The sequence below is a fragment of the Streptomyces sp. NPDC047061 genome (genome assembly GCF_040643955.1).
Lineage (GTDB): Bacteria > Actinomycetota > Actinomycetes > Streptomycetales > Streptomycetaceae > Streptomyces.
On record NZ_JBEYVI010000034.1, the window covers coordinates 65,367 to 87,143 of the forward strand.

21 protein-coding genes are annotated in these 21,777 nt (G+C 72.7%); 8 read left to right on the forward strand and 13 right to left on the reverse strand.

Annotated elements, in window-relative coordinates; genetic code table 11:
- Positions 1–139: 139 nt before the first annotated feature.
- Together ABZ887_RS36595 and ABZ887_RS36600 are read right to left on the reverse strand one after the other, a co-directional pair.
- On the reverse strand, positions 140–2,620 hold the full coding sequence (locus ABZ887_RS36595; RefSeq protein ID WP_361299431.1) for a glycoside hydrolase family 3 N-terminal domain-containing protein: 2,481 nt from the start codon (positions 2,618–2,620) through the stop codon (positions 140–142).
- 439 nt (positions 2,621–3,059) lie between these two features.
- The gene (locus ABZ887_RS36600; protein ID WP_361299434.1) at positions 3,060–4,895 is read right to left on the reverse strand and encodes a ricin-type beta-trefoil lectin domain protein; all 1,836 of its coding nucleotides are present in this window, start codon (positions 4,893–4,895) and stop codon (positions 3,060–3,062) included.
- 423 nt (positions 4,896–5,318) lie between these two features.
- Here ABZ887_RS36600 and galU point away from each other — a divergent pair, with 423 nt between their 5' ends.
- On the forward strand, positions 5,319–6,266 hold the full coding sequence (gene galU, locus ABZ887_RS36605) for a UTP--glucose-1-phosphate uridylyltransferase GalU (protein ID WP_361299437.1): 948 nt from the start codon (positions 5,319–5,321) through the stop codon (positions 6,264–6,266).
- A 67-nt stretch (positions 6,267–6,333) separates the two neighbouring features.
- Here galU and ABZ887_RS36610 read toward each other — a convergent pair whose 3' ends face one another.
- Positions 6,334–6,771: a DUF4442 domain-containing protein gene (locus ABZ887_RS36610; RefSeq protein ID WP_361299616.1), complete on the reverse strand. Its 438-nt coding sequence runs from the start codon at positions 6,769–6,771 to the stop codon at positions 6,334–6,336.
- A 157-nt stretch (positions 6,772–6,928) separates the two neighbouring features.
- Between ABZ887_RS36610 and ABZ887_RS36615 the strand changes: the two genes are divergently transcribed.
- Entirely contained in the window at positions 6,929–7,948 is a 1,020-nt protein-coding gene (locus ABZ887_RS36615; RefSeq protein ID WP_361299440.1) for a hypothetical protein, read from the forward strand.
- A 129-nt stretch (positions 7,949–8,077) separates the two neighbouring features.
- Complete coding sequence (locus ABZ887_RS36620) at positions 8,078–9,388, forward strand: MFS transporter (protein WP_361299443.1); 1,311 nt, start codon at positions 8,078–8,080, stop codon at positions 9,386–9,388.
- Here the strand turns inward: ABZ887_RS36620 and ABZ887_RS36625 are convergent.
- The 3 genes from ABZ887_RS36625 to ABZ887_RS36635 all read right to left on the reverse strand — a co-directional run bounded on the left by ABZ887_RS36625 (position 9,350) and on the right by ABZ887_RS36635 (position 11,811).
- A complete protein-coding gene (locus ABZ887_RS36625) occupies positions 9,350–10,195 on the reverse strand; it encodes a fused MFS/spermidine synthase (RefSeq protein WP_361299446.1) in 846 nt (281 codons plus the stop codon). The two genes, ABZ887_RS36620 and ABZ887_RS36625, sit on opposite strands and share 39 nt — an antisense overlap.
- A 163-nt stretch (positions 10,196–10,358) precedes the next feature.
- Entirely contained in the window at positions 10,359–11,528 is a 1,170-nt protein-coding gene (gene tuf, locus ABZ887_RS36630) for an elongation factor Tu (protein WP_361299449.1), read from the reverse strand.
- Positions 11,529–11,643: 115 nt separating this feature from the next.
- Positions 11,644–11,811 (reverse strand): hypothetical protein, encoded by a 168-nt coding sequence (locus ABZ887_RS36635; protein WP_361299625.1) that lies wholly within the window; start codon positions 11,809–11,811, stop codon positions 11,644–11,646.
- 51 nt (positions 11,812–11,862) lie between these two features.
- Between ABZ887_RS36635 and ABZ887_RS36640 the strand changes: the two genes are divergently transcribed.
- The gene (locus ABZ887_RS36640) at positions 11,863–12,627 is read left to right on the forward strand and encodes a TVP38/TMEM64 family protein (RefSeq protein ID WP_361299451.1); all 765 of its coding nucleotides are present in this window, start codon (positions 11,863–11,865) and stop codon (positions 12,625–12,627) included.
- Between the two features lie 103 nt (positions 12,628–12,730).
- Here ABZ887_RS36640 and ABZ887_RS36645 read toward each other — a convergent pair whose 3' ends face one another.
- Positions 12,731–13,903 (reverse strand): thiolase family protein, encoded by a 1,173-nt coding sequence (locus ABZ887_RS36645; protein WP_361299454.1) that lies wholly within the window; start codon positions 13,901–13,903, stop codon positions 12,731–12,733.
- A gap of 115 nt (positions 13,904–14,018) precedes the next feature.
- On the opposite strand from ABZ887_RS36645, the gene ABZ887_RS36650 reads away from it, so the two are divergent.
- Positions 14,019–14,489 carry a helix-turn-helix domain-containing protein gene (locus tag ABZ887_RS36650; RefSeq protein WP_361299457.1) on the forward strand — a complete coding sequence of 157 codons (471 nt, stop codon included), beginning with the start codon at positions 14,019–14,021 and terminating at the stop codon, positions 14,487–14,489.
- A gap of 125 nt (positions 14,490–14,614) precedes the next feature.
- On the opposite strand, the gene ABZ887_RS36655 is transcribed toward ABZ887_RS36650, so the two are convergent.
- Both ABZ887_RS36655 and ABZ887_RS36660 read right to left on the reverse strand, forming a co-directional pair.
- The gene (locus tag ABZ887_RS36655) at positions 14,615–15,544 is read right to left on the reverse strand and encodes a PmoA family protein (RefSeq protein ID WP_361299460.1); all 930 of its coding nucleotides are present in this window, start codon (positions 15,542–15,544) and stop codon (positions 14,615–14,617) included.
- Positions 15,541–16,698 (reverse strand): Gfo/Idh/MocA family oxidoreductase, encoded by a 1,158-nt coding sequence (locus ABZ887_RS36660; protein WP_361299463.1) that lies wholly within the window; start codon positions 16,696–16,698, stop codon positions 15,541–15,543. Before ABZ887_RS36660 ends, ABZ887_RS36655 begins: the two co-directional genes overlap by 4 nt.
- Before the next feature lie 299 nt (positions 16,699–16,997).
- Between ABZ887_RS36660 and ABZ887_RS36665 the strand changes: the two genes are divergently transcribed.
- Positions 16,998–17,873 carry an undecaprenyl-diphosphate phosphatase gene (locus ABZ887_RS36665; protein WP_361299466.1) on the forward strand — a complete coding sequence of 292 codons (876 nt, stop codon included), beginning with the start codon at positions 16,998–17,000 and terminating at the stop codon, positions 17,871–17,873.
- Positions 17,874–17,915: 42 nt separating this feature from the next.
- On the opposite strand, the gene ABZ887_RS36670 is transcribed toward ABZ887_RS36665, so the two are convergent.
- Together ABZ887_RS36670 and ABZ887_RS36675 are read right to left on the reverse strand one after the other, a co-directional pair.
- Entirely contained in the window at positions 17,916–18,359 is a 444-nt protein-coding gene (locus tag ABZ887_RS36670) for a DUF4440 domain-containing protein (RefSeq protein ID WP_361299469.1), read from the reverse strand.
- A gap of 53 nt (positions 18,360–18,412) precedes the next feature.
- Positions 18,413–19,120 (reverse strand): alpha/beta fold hydrolase, encoded by a 708-nt coding sequence (locus ABZ887_RS36675; RefSeq protein WP_361299472.1) that lies wholly within the window; start codon positions 19,118–19,120, stop codon positions 18,413–18,415.
- Between the two features lie 134 nt (positions 19,121–19,254).
- On the opposite strand from ABZ887_RS36675, the gene ABZ887_RS36680 reads away from it, so the two are divergent.
- Complete coding sequence (locus ABZ887_RS36680; protein ID WP_361299475.1) at positions 19,255–20,079, forward strand: helix-turn-helix transcriptional regulator; 825 nt, start codon at positions 19,255–19,257, stop codon at positions 20,077–20,079.
- A gap of 302 nt (positions 20,080–20,381) precedes the next feature.
- Positions 20,382–20,561: a hypothetical protein gene (locus ABZ887_RS36685; protein WP_089105573.1), complete on the forward strand. Its 180-nt coding sequence runs from the start codon at positions 20,382–20,384 to the stop codon at positions 20,559–20,561.
- A gap of 11 nt (positions 20,562–20,572) precedes the next feature.
- On the opposite strand, the gene ABZ887_RS36690 is transcribed toward ABZ887_RS36685, so the two are convergent.
- Entirely contained in the window at positions 20,573–21,313 is a 741-nt protein-coding gene (locus ABZ887_RS36690) for an SDR family oxidoreductase (protein WP_361299478.1), read from the reverse strand.
- 33 nt (positions 21,314–21,346) lie between these two features.
- Positions 21,347–21,777 (reverse strand): hypothetical protein (locus ABZ887_RS36695; RefSeq protein ID WP_361299481.1); only part of this gene is annotated, 431 nt, incomplete at its 5' end.

Consider the following 21,777-nt stretch of genomic DNA (forward strand, 5'->3'; position numbering starts at 1 on the left):
AACCCTCACCCAATCCTGACAAAAACCTGCCGTCAACCGCATTGCTGCAAATGAAACACACAGCGGGGAAAATTCTTGTAAACCCTTGAAGTAAAGGGCCGGAGAGCCGCGGGCTCCCCGGCCGCTCATTGACAGGAATTCAGCGGTGGCCGTCACCCACCCACGCGCCGGTGCGCAGCCTCAGGTCGCCCGACGAGGCGCCGATCCAGACGGTCCGCCGCCCGGTGCCGAGTGCCCAGCGGTGGTGCCGCACGTCCCAGGACGACAGGGTCCGCGCGGCCACCCGCACGGTCACCCGCCGCCGCTCCCCGGCCCTCAGGGCCAGCCGCCGGTAGCCGCCCAACACCCTTACCGCCTGGTCGAGTCGGAGCTCCGGGGAGGGGCCGACGTACACCTGCGGCACGTCGGTCCCGGCGCGGCGCCCGGTGTTGTGCACGGTGAACGTCACCTCCAGCCCGTCGTGCGTCCAGCGTGCCCGGGGGTCGGAGTACGCGAAAGAGGTGTACGACAGTCCGTGCCCGAAGGGGAAGAGGGGCCGCACGCCCTGCCCGTCGTACCAGCGGTAGCCGGCGTGGATGCCCTCGGAGTACTCCTCCACACCGTCGGCGCCGGGGTAGCGGCGCGGGTCGCCGGCGACCGGGTGGTGGTCGTCGTCGGCCGGGAAGGACTGGGTGAGGCGGCCGCCCGGGTCGCTGTCGCCGTAGAGGACGGCCGTGGTGGCGGCCGCGCCCTCCTGGCCCGGGTAGTACATCTGGAGCACGGCCCCGGTCTGCGCCAGCCAAGGCATCGAGGTGCACGAGGAGGTGTTGAGGACGACGGTGGTGCGCGGGTTGGCCGCGGTCACCGCCCGGATCAGCGCCTCCTGGTGGCCGGGCAGGGCGACGGTCGTGCGGTCGAGGCCCTCGGTGGCGTCCTCATAAGCGAAGAGCACGGTGTGCCGGGCGGCACGGGCGGCGGCCACGGCGTCGGCGACGTCCCGCGCGCGGGTCGCGCCGGTGCTGCGCCGCAGCCGGAACAGCAGACCCGCGTCCCCGCCGTCCGCCGTGATCTTCAACGTGTGGGCGCCCCGGGCGAGTTGAAGCGTCTTCCGGCGGACGCCGAGGCCGTCGGGGGCGACGGCGACCAGGCCGCCGGAGAAGTACTCGCCGTATCCGGCCGCGAGCGGGAAGAGCTCCTCGCCGTCGAGCAGGACCTTGGGGCGGGCGGTGGCCGCGGAGGAGAAGTGGAGCACGAAGGTCCACTCGTCGTCCTCGGTGACGGTGAGCGTGCCGTCGTACGCCCATGACTTTCCGGCGCCCACCTGCTGTCCCTCCGTGGTGAGGCCGGGGCTGAGGGCGTCGGCCGGCAGGGCCTTGCCGAACAGGTCCTCGCCGAGGGCGTAGGTGACCGTGGCGCGGGTCCGCGCCCTGATGGCGCCGAGGGGGCTGTCGGCATGGTCGGGGACGACATGGGCGCTGCCGCCGCCGCTGACGAAGGGCAGTGAGCCGGTCGGTCCGATCACCGCGACGCTGCCGCCGTCCAGCGGCAGGGTGCGGTGCTCGTTGCGCAGCAGGGTCGCGCCGGCCTTGGCGACCTCCAGGGCCACGGCCGCGCCGGCCCGGGCGTCGCGGCCGGGGCGGGGAGGGGCGCTGCCGTCGAGGAGACCGAAGCGGTCCATCACCGCGAGGATCCGGCGTACCGCGCGGTCGACGTACTTCTCGGGCACACTGCCGTTCTGCACCGCCGACTTGAGGGCCGTACCGAAGTAGGTACCGTCGGGCATCTCCATGTCGAGGCCGGCGGTGAGTGCGGCGGCGGTGCTGTGGGCGGCGAACCAGTCGGTCATCACCCAGCCCCCGAAGCCCCACTGGTCGCGGAGGATGTCGGTGAGCAGCGTCCTGTTCTCGCAGGCGAACGTGGAGTTGACCTTGTTGTAGGAGCCCATGACCGCGCCGGTGCCGGCGCCCACCGCCGCCTCGAAGCCGCGGAGTTCGAGTTCGTGCATGGTCTGTTCGCCGGCGTGCACGTCGATCGTGTTGCGGTCCCGCTCCTGGTTGTTGAGGGCGAAGTGCTTGACGGTCGCGATCAGGCCCTCGCCCTGGATTCCGCCGATCTCGGCGGCGACCAGGTCGGAGGCGAGCAGCGGGTCCTCGCTGAACGTCTCGAAGTTGCGGCCCGCGTAGGGGGTGCGGATGAGGTTGACCATCGGGGAGAGCAGCACGTCCTGGCCGAGGGCGCGGCCCTCGCGGCCGATCACCTGGCCGTAGCGGCGGGCCAGTTCGGGGTCGAAGGCGGAGGCGAGCAGGACGGGGGCGGGCAGGGCGGTGGCGTGCTCGGTGATGCGGACACCGGCCGGGCCGTCGGCGAGTCTGAGGGGCGGGATGTCCAGCCGGGGGACGCCGGGCACATAGCCGGCCTGGCCGAGGGAGCCGGGGTCGTCGGCCCCGTGCAGCAGGGAGATCTTCTCGTCGAGGGTGAGCCGGGCGAGCAGCCCCTCGACGCGGGGACCGGCCCCGGCCTCGGGTCTGTCCGCCGCCGCGGCGGGCGTGGCCGGGAGAAGTCCGCCGGTGGCCGCGGCGGCGACCGCGACGGCACCGGCCGTCAAGCGTAGGGCGGATCGTCGGGAGACGGTTTCGGACATGAGCCGTCACTCCTTCGGTGTGCGGGCACGACGGTGTGGACCGCGAAGACGCCGGGGCCGCCCGGACCGCGTTCGGCCTGTGAACGCATCGACCGCCACAGGACCTTGACGACAGGTCAGCCGTACCACCGGCGCCCCGGAAACGTAGATCCGGTGGTGACTCGTGTCAATGATCTGAACAGAAGACCGCCTGAAGCCGACAAGAACCGAAAGCGGAGAGCCCGCTGTCAGACCTGCTCCGCACCGGCCCGCTTACGAGCACGGCAGTCGCACAGCTTGGCCGCGTTGCCGCAGACGTGGACGTGGGCGTGGACGTGGACGTCATGCCAGACGCCGCCGCCGTTGCGGGAGCGGGCGCCCCGGCGCCGGCATGAACCTGACGCCCGGCGGAGCCCGGCCCCTGTCGCGGTCGCTGCCGCCGGGCGCCGCCGCGCGGGCGCTAGCGGAGCAGGCCGGTCACCTCGCTCACGACGTCCGGGACGGAACCGAGTACGTCCGTCACGGTGGCCGGTACCGGGTCCAGGACGTCGCCGACCGCCTCGGTGACCGGAGCCGCGGGCTGGCGGGGCGTGGTCGGGGTGACGGCGACGGGACGCTCACGGGATCCGGCCTGCGCGACCCGCGTGCCGTACGGCTCCCGCGGTTGATCCGTCCGTTCCTCCGGAGCGGGCGGGGGCGGGGGGATTTCCGTCGGCGCGGCCTTCCCCGGCGCCGGGGGTGCGGAGGGCGTGGCCCCCGGTGTCACCGCCGCACCGCCGCTCCCGGACTCCAGGTCCCAGCGCTGCCGCACCGCCCCGCTGCGCCGGGCCACGACCACCCGTGTGCCGTCGGCGGCCAGCGCGAGGTCCTTGTCCCAGCGCAGCAGGAGTTCGCCGCGCACCGTCAGGTCGTACGACACCTCCCCCGCGTGCACCAGACAGCCGGAGACCACGACGCTGTGCGCACCGGGGTCGGCGGCGAGGCAGAGGGTGGGGTCGAGCGCACTGCGCAGCAGGCCGTCGTCCTGGTACGACCACTGCTGGGACCCGCTGTCCGAGCAGCGGCCGAGCCGCAGTTCCGTCCCGGTCCGCACCTGGCCCCCGCGCACGTCGACGCAGAGCCCGGCGTCGAGGCTGCGCAGCCTGCCGTGGGCGATCTCGACGGGCTCGCCCACCGAGGCCGGGGACGGGGAGGCCGCGGAGGGCGGGTTCGCGGCGGGGCCGGACCGGGTGGTGGTGCCGCCGCCGGGGGCTCCCCAGGTGGTGGTGCCGGGACGCGGGACACCGTTGTCATCGGACCAGCTCTTGGCCACGAGCACGGTGGCGAGCAGGGCGAGGGAGACCAGGCCCGCACCGGCCAGCAGGGCCTTGCGCCGTGCGCTCTCGGACCCGATGCGGTGCCGTCCGCCGGGCACCGCCCCCGGTGCGGGGCCGCCGACGGCCGGCCAGGCCTCGACGACCGCACCGTGGCCGGGCCGCGTGTCGAGATAGCGCCGGGCGCCCCAGCCGAGCACGGTCTCGGCGAGCAGCACCTCCAGGCCGCCGTCGAAATGGCTGAGCTGTTCGGCGGCGTGCCGGCAGTACCGGCATTCGGTCAGATGCCGTTGCACATCGGGGAGCAGAGAGCCGCCCCGGCGAATGGGAACATCGAGCAGCCGGTTGTAGAAGCGGCATTCCTGCGAAGGCGCGAGTTCCCGGTGGGCGCGTACCAATCCGATCCTGAATTGTTCGCGGGCCTGGTCCAGGGCGGCCGTGGCGGTTGCGGTGTCGACACCCAGCAGACCAGCGGGTATGTTTATGGGTTCGGCTTCGACCTCGGAGTGCCAGAGGAGACATTGCGAGGCTCCCGGAAGAGCCTGGAAAGCGCGCTCGGCCAGTTGCCGTCTTTCGGGGGTGCCGCGCCTCGAGGCACTGAGTCCGCGGCCGCCGGTGGTCTTGCGCAGTTCCGGTGCGACCACCGATATGGCCTCGTCGGCGGCCCAGGCGCGGACGGTCTCCCGTACCGCCACGAGAAGCTGGGGGCGCAGGGCACCGCCCACCGCGCCGCCGGCCAGTCTGCCGAGGACCCGCTCGAAGGCGGCGCTGGCGACGAGCTGGGCGGTGGGCGTGGCGGAGGCGAGACAGACGATTGCGTAGTCGCAGGTGGCGCGCCAGTGCCGGGCGAGCAGCAGGGCGACGGCATGGTGCCTGGCCGCGGGGGTCCCGGTGAGTTGGGCGATGAGATTGCGGTCGGACTCCCCCGGGGTCGAACCGGGACGAGGCGGGTAAGGCGGGCGTGGGGGGTAGGGGGATTGCACTGAACCATTTCCTTCCGAGCCGCAGGACGGCATGCGAAATGGCGCCCTGACGGAATGCAGTGCTGATCGGTGCGATTGGTGCGTACCTTTGGGGTCCATAACGGCCGGCCTGGTGGCCGTGCCGTTCCGTGACCCCCTCCCGCGGGGTGGCTCACCTTTGCACACAGGCCTCACAGGAAACAAGAAGTTGAGGTGACCTAAGTTCAAAGAGACGGGAATTCAGATAAGTTACCGGCGGTATCCGCGCCCGGCCGGGATTCAGCGGTCGCACAGGTTCAACTTGTGTGCGCCACGGACCCGATGGCACACGAAATCTTCAACTCCCGGACGGCCGGGGTCACCCGCGGCGGAACGGGGAGTTCCACAGCCGCCTCCCACGTTTCTCCCGGCCCTCTCTCATCCCGGCGGGCCAGCATGTGCCGCATGATCGCCCCCCACTCCCCCGCCCCCACGTCCCCCCGGCCGGTCCGCAAGGCCGTCGTCCCGGCCGCCGGGCTCGGCACCCGGTTCCTGCCCGCCACCAAGGCGACGCCGAAGGAGATGCTGCCGGTCGTCGACAAGCCGGCCATCCAGTACGTCGTCGAGGAGGCCGCCAAGGCCGGGCTCGACGACATCCTCATGGTCACCGGCCGGCACAAGCGGGCCATCGAGGACCACTTCGACAACGCCTTCGAACTGGAGCAGGCGCTGGCCGCCAAGGGCGACACCGTGCGCCTGGACGCCGTACGCGATCCCGCGCGGCTCGCCGACATCCACCACATCCGCCAGGGCGACCCGCTCGGCCTCGGCCACGCGGTGCTCTGCGCCAAGCACCACGTGGGCGACCAGCCCTTCGCGGTACTCCTCGGCGACGACCTGATCGACGCCCGCGAGACCCTGCTCAGCCAGATGCTGGACGTCCGCGACCGCTACCAGGGCAGTGTCGTCGCGCTGATGGAGGTCGACCCGTCCCAGGTGCACCTCTACGGCTGCGCCGCCGTGGCGCCGACCGGCGAGGACGGCGTGGTGAGGGTGACCGGCCTGGTGGAGAAGCCGTCCCCGGAGAAGGCGCCCAGCAACTACGCGGTCATCGGCCGCTACGTCCTGGACCCTGAGGTGTTCGACGTCCTGGAACGGACCGCACCCGGCCGCGGCGGCGAGATCCAGCTGACCGACGCGCTGCAGGACCTGGCGGCGGCCGGCACGGTCCACGGGGTGGTCTTCGACGGGCTGCGCTACGACACCGGCGACAAGGCCGACTACCTGCGCACGGTGGTCCGGCTCGCCTGCGAACGTCCGGACCTGGGACCCGAGTTCACGGGGTGGCTCAAGGAGTTCGTGGCGGGCCTGGAAGAGGACGGGGCCGGGCGCGAGGAGAGCCGCGCCGCCTGAGCGGCCCCTGCACAGGACGGGGTGGGGGCTCGGCGGCCCTCACCCCGTCCGGCGTTCGCGGCGCCGGTCAGCCGTTGGGACGCAGCGTCCAGACGACGGTCATCTCACCCGTGACGGCCCCGTCCTCGCGCGTGATGGCGACGGCGACCGGGAACTCGGGGCGCTTGCCCTCGTCGAGCTCGGCGACGACGTCGGCGATCGGACGGCCCAGCGTCGCGGTGGCCCTGACCGGGCCGAGGGCGACCTTCTTGTAGGCGATCTCGGCGCTGACGGCGAGCGGTACGGCCCGGGACAGCTGGTCACCGAAGGCCGCCAGCACGATCGCGCCGCTCGCCGACTCGGCGAGGGTGAACATCGCACCCGCGTGCGGTCCGCCGATGTGGTTGTGGAATTCCCCCTGGTCCGGCAGGGACAGCACGGCCCGCTCCGGAGTGGTCTCCACGTACTCCAGGTTGAGGGTCCGCACCATCGGGACCGTGGCGGCGAGCATCTCGCCTATCGACATCTGGTCAGTGCTCATGACGAACACGTTACTCACGAGTAGCAGAGTCTGACCAGAGCCGACGCCATGACCGTTGTCACGCCACTCGCCGTCGGGGATTCGGCGGGCGACCCCCGCGGCAGGCTGTACGACGTCCCGGGCGGCACTAGGGTTACGAGCCATGTGGCCAGAACAGCAGCCGCCAGGGGGCGAGCAGTACCCGCAGAACAACCCGTACCAGCAACCGGGTTACCAGCAGCCGAATCCGTATCAGCAGCCCGGCTACCAGCAGTATCCGCAGCAGGGCGGGTACGGGCAGCAGCCGCAGTGGGGGCCGGCCGGGCCCGCCGGCGCTCCGCAGGCGCCGCAGGGCGGCGGGGGCGGAGGTGGCGGTCGCACGAAGCTGGTCGCGATCATCGCGGCGGCGGCCGTCGTGGTGGCGGCCGGGGTGACCGGGTTCCTGGTCCTCGGCGGCAAGAAGGACGACAAGGCGGACACCGGCAGGAACCAGCGGGCGACCCGGTCGCCGGCCGTCTCCGCCTCGGCCTCCGCGTCCGCGTCCGCGTCGACGGACGACGATCCGCGCGGTGCCGACGGCACCGAGAAGCCGACGGTCGCCGGCTGGAAGACCGTCGTGAACCCCAAGTGGGGCACGGCCTTCGACGTGCCGGCCGACTGGGAGGTCCTGACCTCCGGGACGTCCGTCGGCTTCGAGGACAAGGACGGCAAGCCGATCATCACGATGTCGGCGCCCGCCCAGTACAAGTCGAAGTGGTGCACGAGCGACGACGACAAGGACGGCAGGACCGAGGACACGGCCCTGGCGGCGGTCGGCACCAAGGGCGAGAGCGGCGCGAAGACCCCGGGCGACGCGGCCGTCCGGGAGGTCCCCTGGTGGGTGTACGGCGGCTACACGTACCCGGACAGGAAGAGCATCACCTACGACGAGAAGGCCACCGCCTACACCACCGCCTCGGGCCTCAAGGGCGCCTACGCCTGGGCGCGTTCGACGAACAGCCCGCAGAAGGGCAAGTGCGCGGGCGACGGCAAGGCGATCACCTTCGGTTTCGAGAACTCGGCCGGCGACCTGGTGTCGTGGGACTTCTACGGCGCCAGGGGAGTGAACGGCGAGGTCCCGACCGCGACGATCATGAAGATCCTCAGCACGGTGCGGCTGCACGGCACCCCGACCGGGGGCTGACACCGGCCGCCGACCGGATGCGCGGGCTTCCGGCGCCCGCGAGCCGGATTCCCGGGCTTCCGGCGCCCGCGCACCGGATGCCCGGGAATCGGATTGGCAAGGCGGGCTCCCGGCGGGGATAGTCGGGCGGTGACCTCCGCCTCCGACTCCCCCGGCACCCCCGCCCGCCTGCGCAGACCCGCCTGGGCGGGGCGCAACTACAGCCTGCTGACCGCGGCGACGATCGTGACCAGCCTGGGCGCCAACGGCTCCCTGATCGCCGCCGCGTTCGCGGTGCTGGACGCGGGCGGCGACGGCGGGGACGTCGGCCTGGTGGCCGCCGCCCGCACCTTCCCGCTGGTGCTGTTCCTGCTCGTCGGCGGCGCGATGGCGGACCGTTTCCCCCGTCATCGCGTGATGGTCGCGGCCAACGCCCTCAACTTCCTCTCCCAGGGCACCTTCGCCGTCCTCGTGCTCACCGGCGAGCCCCGCCTGTGGCAGATGATGCTGCTCACCGCGCTGGGCGGTACCGGCCAGGCGTTCTTCAGCCCCGCGGCGGAGGGCATGCTGCTGTCCTCGGTGAGCGGCGAGCAGGCGGGCCGTGCGTTCGCCGTGTTCCGGATGGCGATGCAGAGCGCGGCCCTCGGGGGTGCGGCCCTGGGCGGCGCGCTGGTGGCGGCGGTGGGCCCCGGCTGGGTGCTGGCGGTGGACGCGGCGGCGTTCGCGGTCGCCGGTGCGCTGCGCTCGTTCCTCGACGTCAGTCATGTCCCGCCGCGCACGCCGGGCGAGGGGATGCTGGCCGATCTCCGGGAGGGCTGGCGGGAGTTCGCGGGCCGTCCCTGGCTGTGGGGGATCGTCGTCCAGTTCTCGGTCGCGAACGCGATGGTGGGCGCCACCGACGCGGTGTACGGCCCGCTGGTCGCCCGCGACAGCCTCGGCGGCGCGGGACCCTGGGGCCTCGCCCTCGCCTGTTTCGGCGCGGGCACGGTGGCCGGCGCCCTCCTGATGACCCGCTGGAAACCCCGCCGGCTCCTGTTCGTCGGCACCCTCTGCATCTTCCCGCTGGCGCTCCCCTCGGCGGCGCTGGCGGTACCCGTCCCGGTGGGTGCCCTCTGCGCGGTGATGTTCCTGGCCGGGGCCACGGTCGAGGTCTTCGGCGTCTCCTGGATGACCGCCCTGCACCAGGAGATCCCCGAGGAGAAGCTGTCCCGGGTCTCGGCCTACGACTGGTTCGGCTCCGTCTCCCTGCTGCCCCTGGCGACGGCGCTGGCGGGCCCCGCCGAGCAGGCCTTCGGCCGGGGCCCGGCCCTGTGGGGCTGCGCGGCCGTGGTCGTCGCCGTGACGGCCGCGGTGCTGCTCGTCCCGGACGTCCGCAACCTCACCCGCCGGACGGTGCCGGTCACCACACAGCCGTCGGCCGCCTCACCCGATCCCGAACGTTCCACCGGGGGGCTCGGGTGACGGTACGGCGTCCGCGTCCCCGACCGGCCGGGCCGTGCCGATGAACTCCCGCAGCGCGGGCCCGTGTTCGACCCGCGCCGGGAAGGCGTCGGCGGCCGTACGACGGGCCAGCGCGCCGGCGTCGAGCGGCCGGTGCGAGGCGACGAGCACCGCGTTCCCGAACCGCCGCCCGCGCAGCACGCCCGGCTCGGCGATCAGCGCCAGCTCCTCGAAGACGGCGGCGAAGGTGGCGAGTTGGGCACGCAGGAAGCCGAAGGGCGCGGAGTCCGCGAGGTTGGCCAGGTAGACCCCGTCGCCCCTCAGCACCCGCTCGGCCTCGCGCGCATACCCCAGCGAGGTGAGATGCGCGGGGATCCGGGACCCCCCGAAGACATCGGCGACGATCACGTCGACGGAGTCCCCGGGCGCCGCTTCCAGCCAGCCCCGCGCGTCGGCGGCGTGCAGGGCGATCCCGGTGCCGTCCGTCAACGGCAGATGCTCGGTGACCAGCTCCAGCAGCTCCCGGTCGGCGTCCACGACATCCTGCCGGGACCCCGGCCGGGTCGCCGCCACATACCGGGGCAGCGTGCAGGCGCCCCCGCCGAGATGCAGCACCTCCAGGGGCGCGCCGGCCTCCGCCACGGCGTCCAGCACATACCCCAGCCGCCGGGCGTACTCGAACTCGAGATACGTCGGCTCGTCGAGATCCACGTACGACTGCGGCGCCCCGTCGACGGTCAGCAACCAGGCCCGCTCCCGATCGACGTCGGGCATCAGCTTGGCGGTCCCGTGCTCGGTGACACGCACGACGGGTATGGCTTCGTTCACTCCTCCATTGTGCGGTGCCGGTACCGACGCGGGGGCGCGGGGCTGTACAGCCGACGGCCGGACCAGCGCCCCGAAAGGGGCGCGGGGAACTGCGCGACCGGCCCCCACCGGCCCGCAGTCCCCCACACACCGCAACCTCACTCCACGGAGGTCACGGTCCCGCTCACTCCACGGAGGTCACGGTCCCCGCCCCCACGGTCCGGCCACCCTCGCGGATGGCGAACCCGAGCCCCGCCTCCAGCGGCACCTCCCGCCCCAGCTCCACGGTCATCTCCACCGTGTCCCCGGGCCGGGCGACCGCCGCCTCACCGAGGTCGACGTCCCCGACCACATCCGCCGTACGGATGTAGAACTGCGGCCGGTACCCCGTCGAGACGGGAGTCGTACGACCCCCTTCGCGCCCCGACAGGACGTACACCCGCGCCGAGAACCGCCGCGCCGGCACCACACTCCCCGGCGCCGCCACCACGTGCCCCCGCCGCACCGCGTCCCGGGGCACGCCCCGCAACAGCAGCGCCACGTTGTCCCCGGCCTGCGCCTCGTCCATCGGCTTCCCGAAGGTCTCAAGCCCGGTGACGACGGACTCGACGTCCGCGCCGAGCACCTCGACCCGGTCCCCGACCCGCACGGTCCCCCGCTCCACGGCCCCGGTCACGACGGTGCCCCGCCCGGTGATGGTGAGCACGTTCTCCACCGGCAGCAGGAACGGCGCGTCCAGGTACCGCTCCGGCATCGGCACGTACGTGTCCACCGCGTCGAGCAGCGCCTCGACGGATGCCGTCCAACGCGGGTCCCCCTCCAGGGCCTTGAGCCCCGAGACCCGTACGACGGGCACGGAGTCACCGCCGTATCCCTGCGCGGTGAGCAGTTCACGGACCTCCAACTCCACGAGTTCCGCGAGCTCCTCGTCGGCCCTGTCGGCCATCGTCAGCGCGACGACGATGTGGTCGACGCCCACCTGCCGGGCGAGCAGCACGTGTTCGGCGGTCTGCGGCATGATCCCGTCGAGCGCGGAGACGACGAGGATCGCCCCGTCAAGCTGCGCGGCCCCGGTGACCATGTTCTTGACGTAGTCGGCATGGCCCGGCATGTCCACGTGGGCGTAGTGCCGGGTGTCGGTCTCGTACTCGACGTGCGCGATGTTGATGGTGATGCCGCGGGCGGCCTCCTCCGGGGCCCGGTCGATGCGGTCGAACGGCACGAACGTGCCGGTGCCGCGTTCGGCGAGGACCTTGGTGATGGCGGCGGTCAGGGTGGTCTTGCCGTGGTCGACGTGGCCCATCGTGCCGATGTTGAGATGCGGTTTGGTGCGGACGTATGCCGTCTTGGGCATGGCTGTACCTCGAAGCCTGGTCAGCGGTGATGCGTCTCGTCAGGGCGGGACGCGGGGACCCCGGGGAACCGGCCGACCCTCCCCCTGCGGGGTCCGCCGGACTTTCCGGGGAGGGTCAGCTTCGGGCGCCGTCGACAGCGGCCGCGAGAACGGGAACGGCAGCCTTCGGCGCATCCGCGACTGCGGATGCTGCGACGAGGAAGGCGAACCGGAACATGACACAGATCATGTCCGACGCGTCGCCCCACGTCGAACGGTTTTCCGCGGCGCCGATTTCACCCAAGGGACGGGAACCATACGGCGATCACACATCCGCTTCGGTTAGTGTCGCCGAATGCTCGATGCCAACCGCTCTGGCACCGCCACGGCCCCTCCCCGGGTCGCCGCCGAGGAGCTGACCATCGCCGTGCCCGCCCCGGTGAACTTCGGCGCGCGCTGCACGCGCGCGCTGCTGTCGCCGTGGTCCCGGCTGTCCCTGCTCGTCGCCCTGCTGGCGGCGGCCGCGTCGTCGGTGCTGCTCTTCGAGCCCCAGAAACTGATGACGCAGGGCTGGCCGCCACAGGTGGCGGGCGCCACCGCGGTGGTGATCTTCGCCGTGGCGTACGGGCTGATCACGGTGGCGTTCGTGCCCCGGCCGATCCTGAACCTCGCGGCCGGCGCGCTGTTCGGCTCGGCGACGGGCATGGGCGCGGCCATGGCGGGCACCGTGCTCGGGGCGTGGCTCTCCTTCGCGCTCGGCCGGATGCTCGGCCAGGGGGCGCTGCGCCCGCTGCTGCGCGGCCGGCTGCTGAAGGCGGCGGACAACCAGTTCAGCAAGCACGGCTTCCGCTCGATGCTGGCGGTACGCCTGTTCCCCGGCGTCCCGTTCTGGGCCGCGAACTACGCCGCCGCCGTCTCCCGCATGCGGTACACCCCGTTCCTGGTCGCCACCGCCCTCGGCTCCGTCCCGAACGTGGCCGCGTACGTGGTGGCAGGCGCCCGGGCCTCGACCCCGACGTCCCCGGTCTTCCTGATCTCGGTGGCGGCGATCGTCGTACCGGCGGTGGCAGGAGCAGTGGTGGCCTGGAAAAAGCGCCACCACCTACGCAGCGCCCGGTAACCACAGCGCCCCGCCAGGGGCGCGGGGAACTGCGCGACCAGCCCCCACCGGCGCCGCGGCCGCCCAACAACCCCACGCGGCACCCCATTAGGCACCCACCGCCCTACCGAACCGCCTCCAGAATCATCGCGTTGGCCAACCCACCCGCCTCGCACATGGTCTGCAGGCCAAAGCGAGCGCCGCGCTCCCGCATGGCATGCACCAGCGTCGTCGTCAGCCGAGTCCCGCTCGCCCCCAGCGGATGCCCGAGGGCGATCGCCCCGCCGTTCACGTTCACCTTGGCGAGATCCGCCCCCGTCTCCTGCCGCCAGGCCAGCACCACGCTGGAGAACGCCTCGTTCACCTCGAACAGGTCGATGTCCTCGATGCCCAGCCCGGCCCGCCGCAGCACCTTCTCCGTCGCCGGGATCACGCCGGTCAGCATCAGCAACGGGTCGGACCCGGTCACGGCGAACGAGTGCAGCCGGGCCAGCGGCCGCAGCCCGAGCCTCGCCGCGGTCTCACCGGAGGTGATGAGCACGGCGGACGCGCCGTCGTTGATCGGGCTCGCGTTGCCCGCCGTGACGTTCCACTCGATCTGCGGGAACCGCTCGGCGAACCCGGGGTCGTAGTAGGCGGGCTTGAGCCCGGCGAGGACCTCGGCGGTGGTGCCGGGCCGTACCGACTCGTCCCGGGCGACGCCGTCCAGCGGCGCGACCTGCGCGTCGAACAGCCCCGCCTCCCACGCGGCCGCCGCCTTCCGGTGCGAGGAGACCGCGAAGGCGTCCATCTCCTCCCGTCCGATGGACCACTTCGCGGCGATCAGCTCGGCGCTGATGCCCTGCGGCACCAGCCCCTCCGGGTAGCGCGCGGCGACTCCGGGGCCGAAGGGGTCCTTGCCGGCCGGCACGTTGGACCACATGGGCACCCGGCTCATCGACTCGACGCCACAGGCGGCGACGATGTCGTAGGCGCCGGACATGACCCCCTGCGCGGCGAAGTGCACGGCCTGCTGGGAGGAGCCGCACTGACGGTCCACCGTGGTCGCCGGGACCGTCTCGGGGAGGCCGGCGGACAGGACGGCGTACCGGGTGGTGTTCATGGCCTGCTCGCCGACCTGGTCGACGGTGCCGCCGATCACGTCGTCGATGAGGGCGGGGTCGACGCCGGAGCGCTCGACGAGGGTGCGCAGGGTGTGGGCGAGGAGTTCTACGGGGTGGACGTGCGCCAGGGACCCGTTCGGCTTGCCCTTGCCGACGGGGGTGCGCACGGCTTCGACGATGACTGCGTCACGCATCACGGGGACCTCGATTGCCAGTCTCGACCACCGGCTCGATTACCGGTGAGTAGGAAATCCGAACCCACCATAACTCTGAGAGTTGGAAAATCCAACCCTCCACTAGACTGACCCCATGACCGCCCCCAAGGACCCCCGCCCGTGCTCGATCGCCGACGCCCTCGCGCTCGTCGGCGAGAAGTACTCCCTGCTGGTCCTGCGGGAGGTGTATCTGGGCAACGGCCGCTTCGACCGGCTGGTGCGCAACATCGGCGCCCCGCGCGACATCCTGGCCACCCGGCTGCGCCGACTCGTCGACGCCGGGATCCTCACCAAGCGCGTCTACAGCGAGCGGCCGCAGCGCTTCGAGTACCGGGCCACCCCGGCGGGCCTCGAACTGGAACCGGTCCTGATGACCCTGATGGCCTGGGGCGACCGCCACCTCCACCCGGACGGCGACCGCCCCATGATGATCGAGCACAACTGCGGCAAGACCCTCGCCCCGGTCGTCGTCTGCGCGGCCTGCGGCGACCCGGTGCGGCACGAGGACCTGACGGCCCACCCCCAGGCACCGGGCTGGACCGTCACCGGGCCGGAGGCCGCCTGAGCGGCCCGCTCCACGCGGCGGTCCGGCTCAAGCCGCCCACTCCCCCCAGCGGTCCACGTCGGGCCGGCACCCAGCGGTCCGCGTGGGGCCGACCCGCGGCCCCACGACCGTGACCGCCCCGTCGCTCACCAGGGATGCGCGTCCAGGTACTTGGCGATGTCCGCGCGCTCCCAGGCCCCGTCGGCGACGACGACCCGGTAGCGGCGCCGGAGGGTGTCGCCGGGGGCGAGTTCCAGCTCGTCGTGGAAGGCCCAGGAGGGGGCGATGCCGGCCCACGGGTCGTTGCGTACGAACCAGTGCGCGGGGTGGCCGCCGTGGGTGCCCGAGTGGTCGTTCTCCGGGGCGTGTTCGAAGACGACGGTGGCATGTCCGTCGGCGCCGTCGTGCTCGCCGGACAGGGCCAGCCAGGCGGACTGGGAACCCATGGACTCCGGACCCTCCCCCTCGGGGCCGATGATCCTGCCGTCCCGGAAGGCGCGCGGGCCGCGCCAGAACAGGCCGGTGTAGCCCGCCAGTTCGCGCCCCGCCGTGGTCGGGCTGCCGAACAGCAGGGGCTCGGCACGGCGGTTGGTGATCGCGCTGGTCCAGGTGAGCGCCCAGGAACCCGCCCCGGGGTCCACGTCGTGGACTTCGACGCGGCGCCGCTCCTCCGCCCACAGCGTCCCGTCGTACGGATGCCAGGTCAGCCGCTCCGCGACGACCAGGCGGCCGTCGGCCGAGGACAGCTCGTCGAAGCCGGTGTGCCGCATCGAGCCGACGCGCTCCGGGATGGCGAGGTAACCCTGGCCGTGGACATAGGAGTTGCCGCCCCACAGGTTCGCGCCCGACAGGTGCGAGGCGGTCAGGGAGAGGCCCTTGTGCCAGCGGTGGTCGTTGGGGCGGTAGTCGGTGACGACGTCCCCGGCGAGGGTGCGGATCGGGTGCAGGTAGGGCCTCGGTGCCTCCCAGGCCGCCTCGGGCCGGTAGACGTACGAGAAGAGCTCCACGCCGGTGACCGGCTCGGTCACGGTGATCCGGTCGCCGTGGGTGTGCGTGATCCGCAGCTCGCCGCTCACGCGGACACCTCCTCGCGCTCGGCCGGCGCCCAGCCCGGGGCGCCCCCGTGCAGGGCCGTGTAGTAGGGATCACCCGGACCGATCCCGCCCGCGCGGACGGTCGTGTCGGTGAACGCCGCCTTGTACAGCGCGGTGACCAGCTCCAGGCTGGTGCGCCCGTCCGCGCCACTGCTGCGCGGCCGCTCCCCCGCACGCATGGCGGCGACCAGTTCGCGCAGCTGGGCCAGGTGCGAGCTGGGCAAGTCCGGGCCGAAGTCCTGCCAGGCCGCCGCCTCGTCGGCGGGGACGCCCGGGGCCGGCGTGATGCGCCAGTTCTCGTTGGCATGCCCGTACAGGTGGGTCAGTTCGACCGTCGCACGCTCGCAGTCGATGCGGATGCGGCTGACCTCGTCGGGGCTGAGCACGCTGTTCACGACCGTGGCCAGGGCGCCGTTCGCGAACCGGACCAGGGCGGTGGAGACGTCCTCGGTCTCCACGTCGTGCACCAGCCGGCCGGCCATCGCCCGCACCTCGCTCCACGGCCCGAGCAGGTCGAGGAGGAGATCCGTCTGGTGGATGCCGTGGCCCATCGCCGGGCCGCCGCCCTCGGTCGCCCAGCGGCCCCGCCAGGGCACCGCGTAGTAAGCGGTGTCCCGGTACCAGGTGGTCTGGCAGTGGGCGACCAGCGGACGGCCCAGTGCCCCCTCGGCCAGCAGCCGCCGTACGTGGGCGGCCCCGGAGCCGAACCGGTGCTGGAAGACGACGGAGGCGTACGGCCCGCCGTCCGTGCCCTCCTCCGCCTCGACCGCGTCGAAGTCGGCGAGGCTCGGCACCGGCGGCTTCTCGCACCACACCCAGGCGCCGGCCCGCAGCGCGGCCACCGTCTGGTCCCGGTGCAGGGTCGGCGGGGTGCCGATGGTCACCAGGTCGGGCCGCTGTTCGGCGAGCATCCGGTCGAGGTCGGTGTAGGCGTGCGGGATGCCGGCCTCGGCGCAGAACTCCTCGACGGCGGTGGCATCGATGTCGACGGCGGCGACGACCTCGGTCTCACCCTCCTCGGCCAGCCGGGCGAGGGCGGGCAGATGGGAGCCGCGCCCGATGGCGCCGGCGCCGACGACGGCGGCTCGGATGCGCCGCCCGGCGAAGGGGGCTGTCGAGCGGGGGGAGCGGGGCATGGACGTGATCAGCACTCCTCGGGCGTGTACCGGCGATGGGCGAAGTCCCGCCCGACGTGCGCCGCACACGCACCCCGATGTGCGGGAGCAAGCGCTTTCTCCTGCAGAAACGTAAGCGGCGGCACCTTGACCGGTCAACACCCCGTGGCCGGACGTCCATCTGCCGAACCCCTGTGTCCCCGCTGTCACCCCGGCCCGCTACCCTGCCGTTGCACGCGCATGATCACGTGCGCCCGTGCGATGCACGTGTGCCCGCGCGACCGCCAGCCCCTTCCTCACCCCTGGGACGCCGTACCTTCATGTCTTGGTTTGAATCGCTGGTCCTCGGCCTCGTCCAGGGGCTGACCGAGTTCCTGCCCGTCTCCTCCAGCGCGCATCTGCGGCTGACCGCGGCCTTCTCCGGCTGGGAGGATCCGGGCGCCGCCTTCACGGCGATCACCCAGATCGGCACGGAGACCGCGGTGCTGATCTACTTCCGCAAGGACATCGGGCGGATCGTCTCGGCCTGGTTCCGGTCGCTGTACACCAAGGCGATGCGGGGGAACCACGACGCCCAGATGGGCTGGCTGGTGATCGTCGGCTCGATACCGATCGGTGTGCTGGGCGTGACGCTCAAGGACCAGATCGAGGGCCCGTTCCGCGATCTGCGGATCACCGCGACCATGCTCATCGTCGTCGGCATCGTCATCGGCGTCGCCGACCGGCTCGCGGCCCGCGACGAGACGGGCGGCAAGCACCGGGCGCCCAAGCAGCGCAAGACGCTGGAGAACCTCGGGGTCAAGGACGGCCTGGTCTTCGGCCTCTGCCAGGCCTGCGCCCTGATCCCCGGCGTCTCCCGCTCCGGCGCAACCATCAGCGGCGGCCTGTTCATGGGCTACAGGCGCGAGGCCGCGGCCCGCTACTCCTTCCTGCTGGCCATCCCGGCGGTGCTGGCCTCCGGCGCCTTCGAGGTCAAGGACTCGGTGGGCGCGGGCGAGGTGGCCTGGGGCCCGACCCTGTTCGCCACGGTGATCGCGTTCGCGTCCGGATACGCGGTGATCGCATGGTTCATGAAGTGGATCTCCAACAAGAGCTTCATGCCGTTCGTCTGGTACCGCATCGCCCTCGGCATCGTCATCATCGCCCTGGTCTCGGCGGACGTGCTCAGCCCGCACGCGGCGGAGTCGGCGAGCTAGGCGCTCCGCCGGGAAGGCCGGTAAGGGCCGCGCCGGGCCCCTTCAGGGTGCTGTCGGCCGCGCGGCCGGGGTCCCCTGGTGGTAGTACATGCGCCAGCCCGTCTCCGTGAGCCGCCACAGGGAACTGCGCCAGGCCCGGCGGCCCTGGTTGTCCGCGAGGTACGTCAGGTGGACGATGCCCGGGGCCAGTACGGTCCCGGACATCCCGGTCACCTCTACCGGTGACTCCGGGGACACCGACCCGCCGCCGGTCACCGTCAGGATCGACGTCGCGTCCCAGCGACGGCCGGACACCCCGACCTCGGTGAATCCCGGGTCGAGCAGTTCCAGGACGAGGTCCGGGCGGGCGCGCACCTCGGGATCTAGGAGCCGCAGCTCCGCGTCGACGGCCGCCTGTACCGCACGCTGGTCCTCGTCCACCACCTGCTGGTTCTCGTCCACCGCACGCTGGTTCTCGTCCGCCGTCCGCTGGTTCTCGTCCGTCATACGCCGACCCTAGAGACGCGCCGCTGCCGGGCCCAGCGAATATCCACCCGGGATCAGCCCAGCTTGAGCAGCAGATCCGCGAGTTCGGCAGGCATGGTGATCATGCAGTCGTGGCCGGTGGGCAGTTCCCACACCCGCTCGGCCGCGGGCACCGGACGGCGCACGACGCCCTCCGGGACGTTCGCCACGCAGTGGATGTGGGTCCGGGGGATGGTACGAACGGCCGGATCGTCCAGGCGCACCGGCTGCTGGAGGCTGCGCACCGACTGGTCGGACAGCATGGTGCGCAGCCACGCCACGTCCGCCGCCTCGGTCACCCCGAACAGCCCGTGGGGCGGCGGTAGTTCGGGCAGTGGCGGAACCCGCCAGCCGCTGTCGGAGGCGAGGGCCCGCTCGATCAGGGTCCGGCTCACGGGCTGGATGTCCGCCGCGGTGTCGCCGTGCTCCGGGACCATCGCGTCGAGATAGACCAAGTGGCCGACGCGGTCCGGGACTTCGTTGGCCGCGGACGAGACGACCAGCCCCGCGTAACTGTGTCCGACGAGGACGACGTCGGTGAGGTCCTCGTCCCTGATCAGCCCGACGACGTCGGCCACATGGGTGTCGAGGCCGACGTCCGGGCCGAGCAGCGGGGCCTTCTCGCCGTGCCCGGTCAGGGACGGCGCGTACACCCGGTGCCCGGCCGCCGCCAGCAGGGGGACCACCCGCTCCCAGCACTCCCCGCTGTGCCAGGCGCCGTGTACCAGCAGATAGGTCGACATGATCGTGCTCCTCGGCTTGCCCCGTCGCTGTCACCGACCACGCTTGCGGGGCGGCTCCGGACCGGGCAGAGCCCCGGTGATCCTGGGGGTGACAGGACCAGGCACGGGCGCGGGGACCGCATTACGGTGGCGGGATGACCGACGAACCGAACCTGCTGGGCGCCTACGTGCGCGCCCGCCGCGAGCTGGTCACGCCGGAGCAGGTCGACATTCCCGTGCTGGGCGTACGGCGGGTGCCGGGCCTGCGCCGGGAGGAGGTCGCGATGCTGGCCGGCATCAGCGCCGACTACTACCTGCGCCTGGAGCAGGGCCGCGACCGCAACCCCTCCGTACAGGTCCTGGAGTCCCTCGCCCGCGTCCTGCGGCTCGACGAGGACGCGACGGCCTATCTGCTCCGCCTCGGCGCCGACCGGCCCCGCCGGCGCCGGCGCCGGGTCCGGCGGGAGACCGTGCCGCCGGGCGTCGCCCAGCTCGTGGCCGGCCTGCCGCTGCCCGCCCTCGTCGAGGGCCGCTACTTCGACGTCCTCGCCGTCAACGCCCTGGCGACGGCGCTGTCGCCGCGCTTCTCGGTCGGCGCCAACCGGCTGCGGGACACCTTCCTCGACCCCGCCGAGCAGGCCCTCCACCCCGGCTGGGAGGAGGCCGGTGCCGGGATGGTCGCCGGCTTCCGCAGCTCCGTCGGGGCGGACACGGACGACCCCCGCGTCATCGACCTCGTCGGCGAACTCTCCCTCGCCAGCCCGCACTTCAGCCGGCTCTGGGCCCGGCACGACGTGGCTTCCTGCGACGGTGCGGCCAAGGTAATCGACCACCCCCGGGTCGGCCGGCTGCGGCTGAACCGGGAGCGGCTGAGCGTCAGCGGCACGGCGGGGCAGACGCTCGTCGTCTACCACCCGGACCCGGGCAGCGGCAGCGCCGAGAAGCTCGCGCTGCTCGCCTCGGAGCTGCCGACAGGATGAGGACGGTCGCGGAGGGGTGAAGACGGGCTGAGGACGGTCGAGGACGGCCGGGCGCCGCATCTCGGCCAACCCCCGACTTGGGTCGTCCTCCGGCGGTTCGGGGGCACCGCACCGGCTCCGGCGAGGGCGAGGCCGGTACAAGGCCTGTACACGGGCGCGGGGCCCGGTCCGGAGTCCGGCCGGCGGCCCGGCAAATGCCAGGACTCGGCCGTCCGCCCGCCGCACCGCCCGTGACCAACCCCATACGGTCTGCGTAGTGGCCCGGTGGCGCAGGGTCAGTTCTTGCCCCTACGCTGTTCGGTATGTCCCCCGATTCCCGAACCCCTGGTTCCGTGCGGTCTGCTGCCGAGGTCAACGAGCACATCCGGGCGCTGTGGCTGCGTGCGGGCGGAACACTGTCGGCCCAGGAGCGGACGGAGTACGAACTGCTGGTGGTCGAGTGGGCCGCGGCGATCCGCGAGCAGATCATCGAGGCGGCCTGACGGCCGAGGGTTCAGCGGCCGCCGGCGACCCGCAGCACCGTGCCCGTCGTGTAGGAGGCATCGGGCGACAGCAGCCAGGCGATCGCGGCGGCGATCTCCTCGGCCCGGCCGGCGCGCCCCAACGGCGTGGTGGCACCGACCCGGCCGGCCCGGCCGGGGTCGCCCATCGCCGCGTGGATCTCCGTGTCGATCACACCGGGCGCCACCGCGTTGACCCGCACGCCGTCCGGGCCGAGTTCCTTGGCGAGGCCCACGGTGAGGGCGTCGACGGCCGCCTTGGTCGCCGCGTAGTGGACGTACTCGCCGGGGCTGCCGAGGGTGGCCGCCGCCGAGGACACGTTCACGATCGCACCGCTGCCACGCGGTGCCATCAGCCGGGCCGCCCGGCGTGAACACAGCAGCGTGCCCAGCAGGTTGACCTCCACGACCCGGCGGAGATCCGCGGTCTCCGCGTCGGCCAGCCGTCCGAACGGCCCGGTCACGGCGGCGTTGTTCACGAGCCCGGTGACGGCGCCCAGTTCCCGCTCCGCCGTGTCGAACAGCCGCTCCACGTCGGCCTCCACGGCCGTGTCCACACGGACGGCAGCACAGCGCGCCCCGCCCTTGCGCACCCCCTCCGCTACCGCTTCGGCGGCGTCGCCGTCCCGGACGTAACCGATCACCACATCGTGCCCGTCGGCCGCGAGCCGCAGACAGGTGGCGGCACCGATACCCCGGCTGCCGCCGGTGACCACCGTGACGGGACGTGCCATCGCGAACCTCCTCGAACCGACCGGACGGCGATCTTACGACCGCGGACGCGCAGGCATCCCGTCGGCCCCGGAGTACGGCCACGCCTCGACAACAGCCCGGCCGCCTGGTCGAGTTCGGCGGCCCGGACCCTGGTTCGCAGCTCTCATCCACCCGTCGTCGCACCGGTAGAGGTCGCACCCGTACCGCCACCACCGCCCCCTCCACCCGTGGTCGCACCGGTAGTAGTGGCACCCGTACCGCCTCCACCACCCGTCGTCGCACCAGTAGTGGTCGCACCCGTACCCCCACCACCACCCGTCGTCGCACCAGTAGTAGTCGCGCCGGTACCTCCCCCTCCACCCGTCGTCGCACCAGTAGTAGTGGCACCCGTACCCCCACCACCACCCGTCGTCGCACCAGTAGTAGTCGCGCCGGTACCTCCCCCTCCACCCGTCGTCGCACCAGTAGTAGTGGCACCCGTACC

Excerpts from the sequence above, each read along its gene's own strand:
- ABZ887_RS36595 (WP_361299431.1), bottom strand. The coding sequence starts at position 2,620 with ATGTCCGAAACCGTCTCCCGACGATCCGCCCTACGCTTGACGGCCGGT.
- galU (WP_361299437.1), top strand. The coding sequence starts at position 5,319 with ATGATCGCCCCCCACTCCCCCGCCCCCACGTCCCCCCGGCCGGTCCGC.
- ABZ887_RS36610 (WP_361299616.1), bottom strand. The coding sequence starts at position 6,771 with ATGTCGATAGGCGAGATGCTCGCCGCCACGGTCCCGATGGTGCGGACC.
- ABZ887_RS36615 (WP_361299440.1), top strand. The coding sequence starts at position 6,929 with ATGTGGCCAGAACAGCAGCCGCCAGGGGGCGAGCAGTACCCGCAGAAC.
- tuf (WP_361299449.1), bottom strand. The coding sequence starts at position 11,528 with ATGCCCAAGACGGCATACGTCCGCACCAAACCGCATCTCAACATCGGC.
- ABZ887_RS36640 (WP_361299451.1), top strand. The coding sequence starts at position 11,863 with ATGCTCGATGCCAACCGCTCTGGCACCGCCACGGCCCCTCCCCGGGTC.
- ABZ887_RS36645 (WP_361299454.1), bottom strand. The coding sequence starts at position 13,903 with ATGCGTGACGCAGTCATCGTCGAAGCCGTGCGCACCCCCGTCGGCAAG.
- ABZ887_RS36650 (WP_361299457.1), top strand. The coding sequence starts at position 14,019 with ATGACCGCCCCCAAGGACCCCCGCCCGTGCTCGATCGCCGACGCCCTC.
- ABZ887_RS36660 (WP_361299463.1), bottom strand. The coding sequence starts at position 16,698 with ATGCCCCGCTCCCCCCGCTCGACAGCCCCCTTCGCCGGGCGGCGCATC.
- ABZ887_RS36665 (WP_361299466.1), top strand. The coding sequence starts at position 16,998 with ATGTCTTGGTTTGAATCGCTGGTCCTCGGCCTCGTCCAGGGGCTGACC.
- ABZ887_RS36670 (WP_361299469.1), bottom strand. The coding sequence starts at position 18,359 with ATGACGGACGAGAACCAGCGGACGGCGGACGAGAACCAGCGTGCGGTG.
- ABZ887_RS36675 (WP_361299472.1), bottom strand. The coding sequence starts at position 19,120 with ATGTCGACCTATCTGCTGGTACACGGCGCCTGGCACAGCGGGGAGTGC.
- ABZ887_RS36680 (WP_361299475.1), top strand. The coding sequence starts at position 19,255 with ATGACCGACGAACCGAACCTGCTGGGCGCCTACGTGCGCGCCCGCCGC.
- ABZ887_RS36685 (WP_089105573.1), top strand. The coding sequence starts at position 20,382 with ATGTCCCCCGATTCCCGAACCCCTGGTTCCGTGCGGTCTGCTGCCGAG.
- ABZ887_RS36690 (WP_361299478.1), bottom strand. The coding sequence starts at position 21,313 with ATGGCACGTCCCGTCACGGTGGTCACCGGCGGCAGCCGGGGTATCGGT.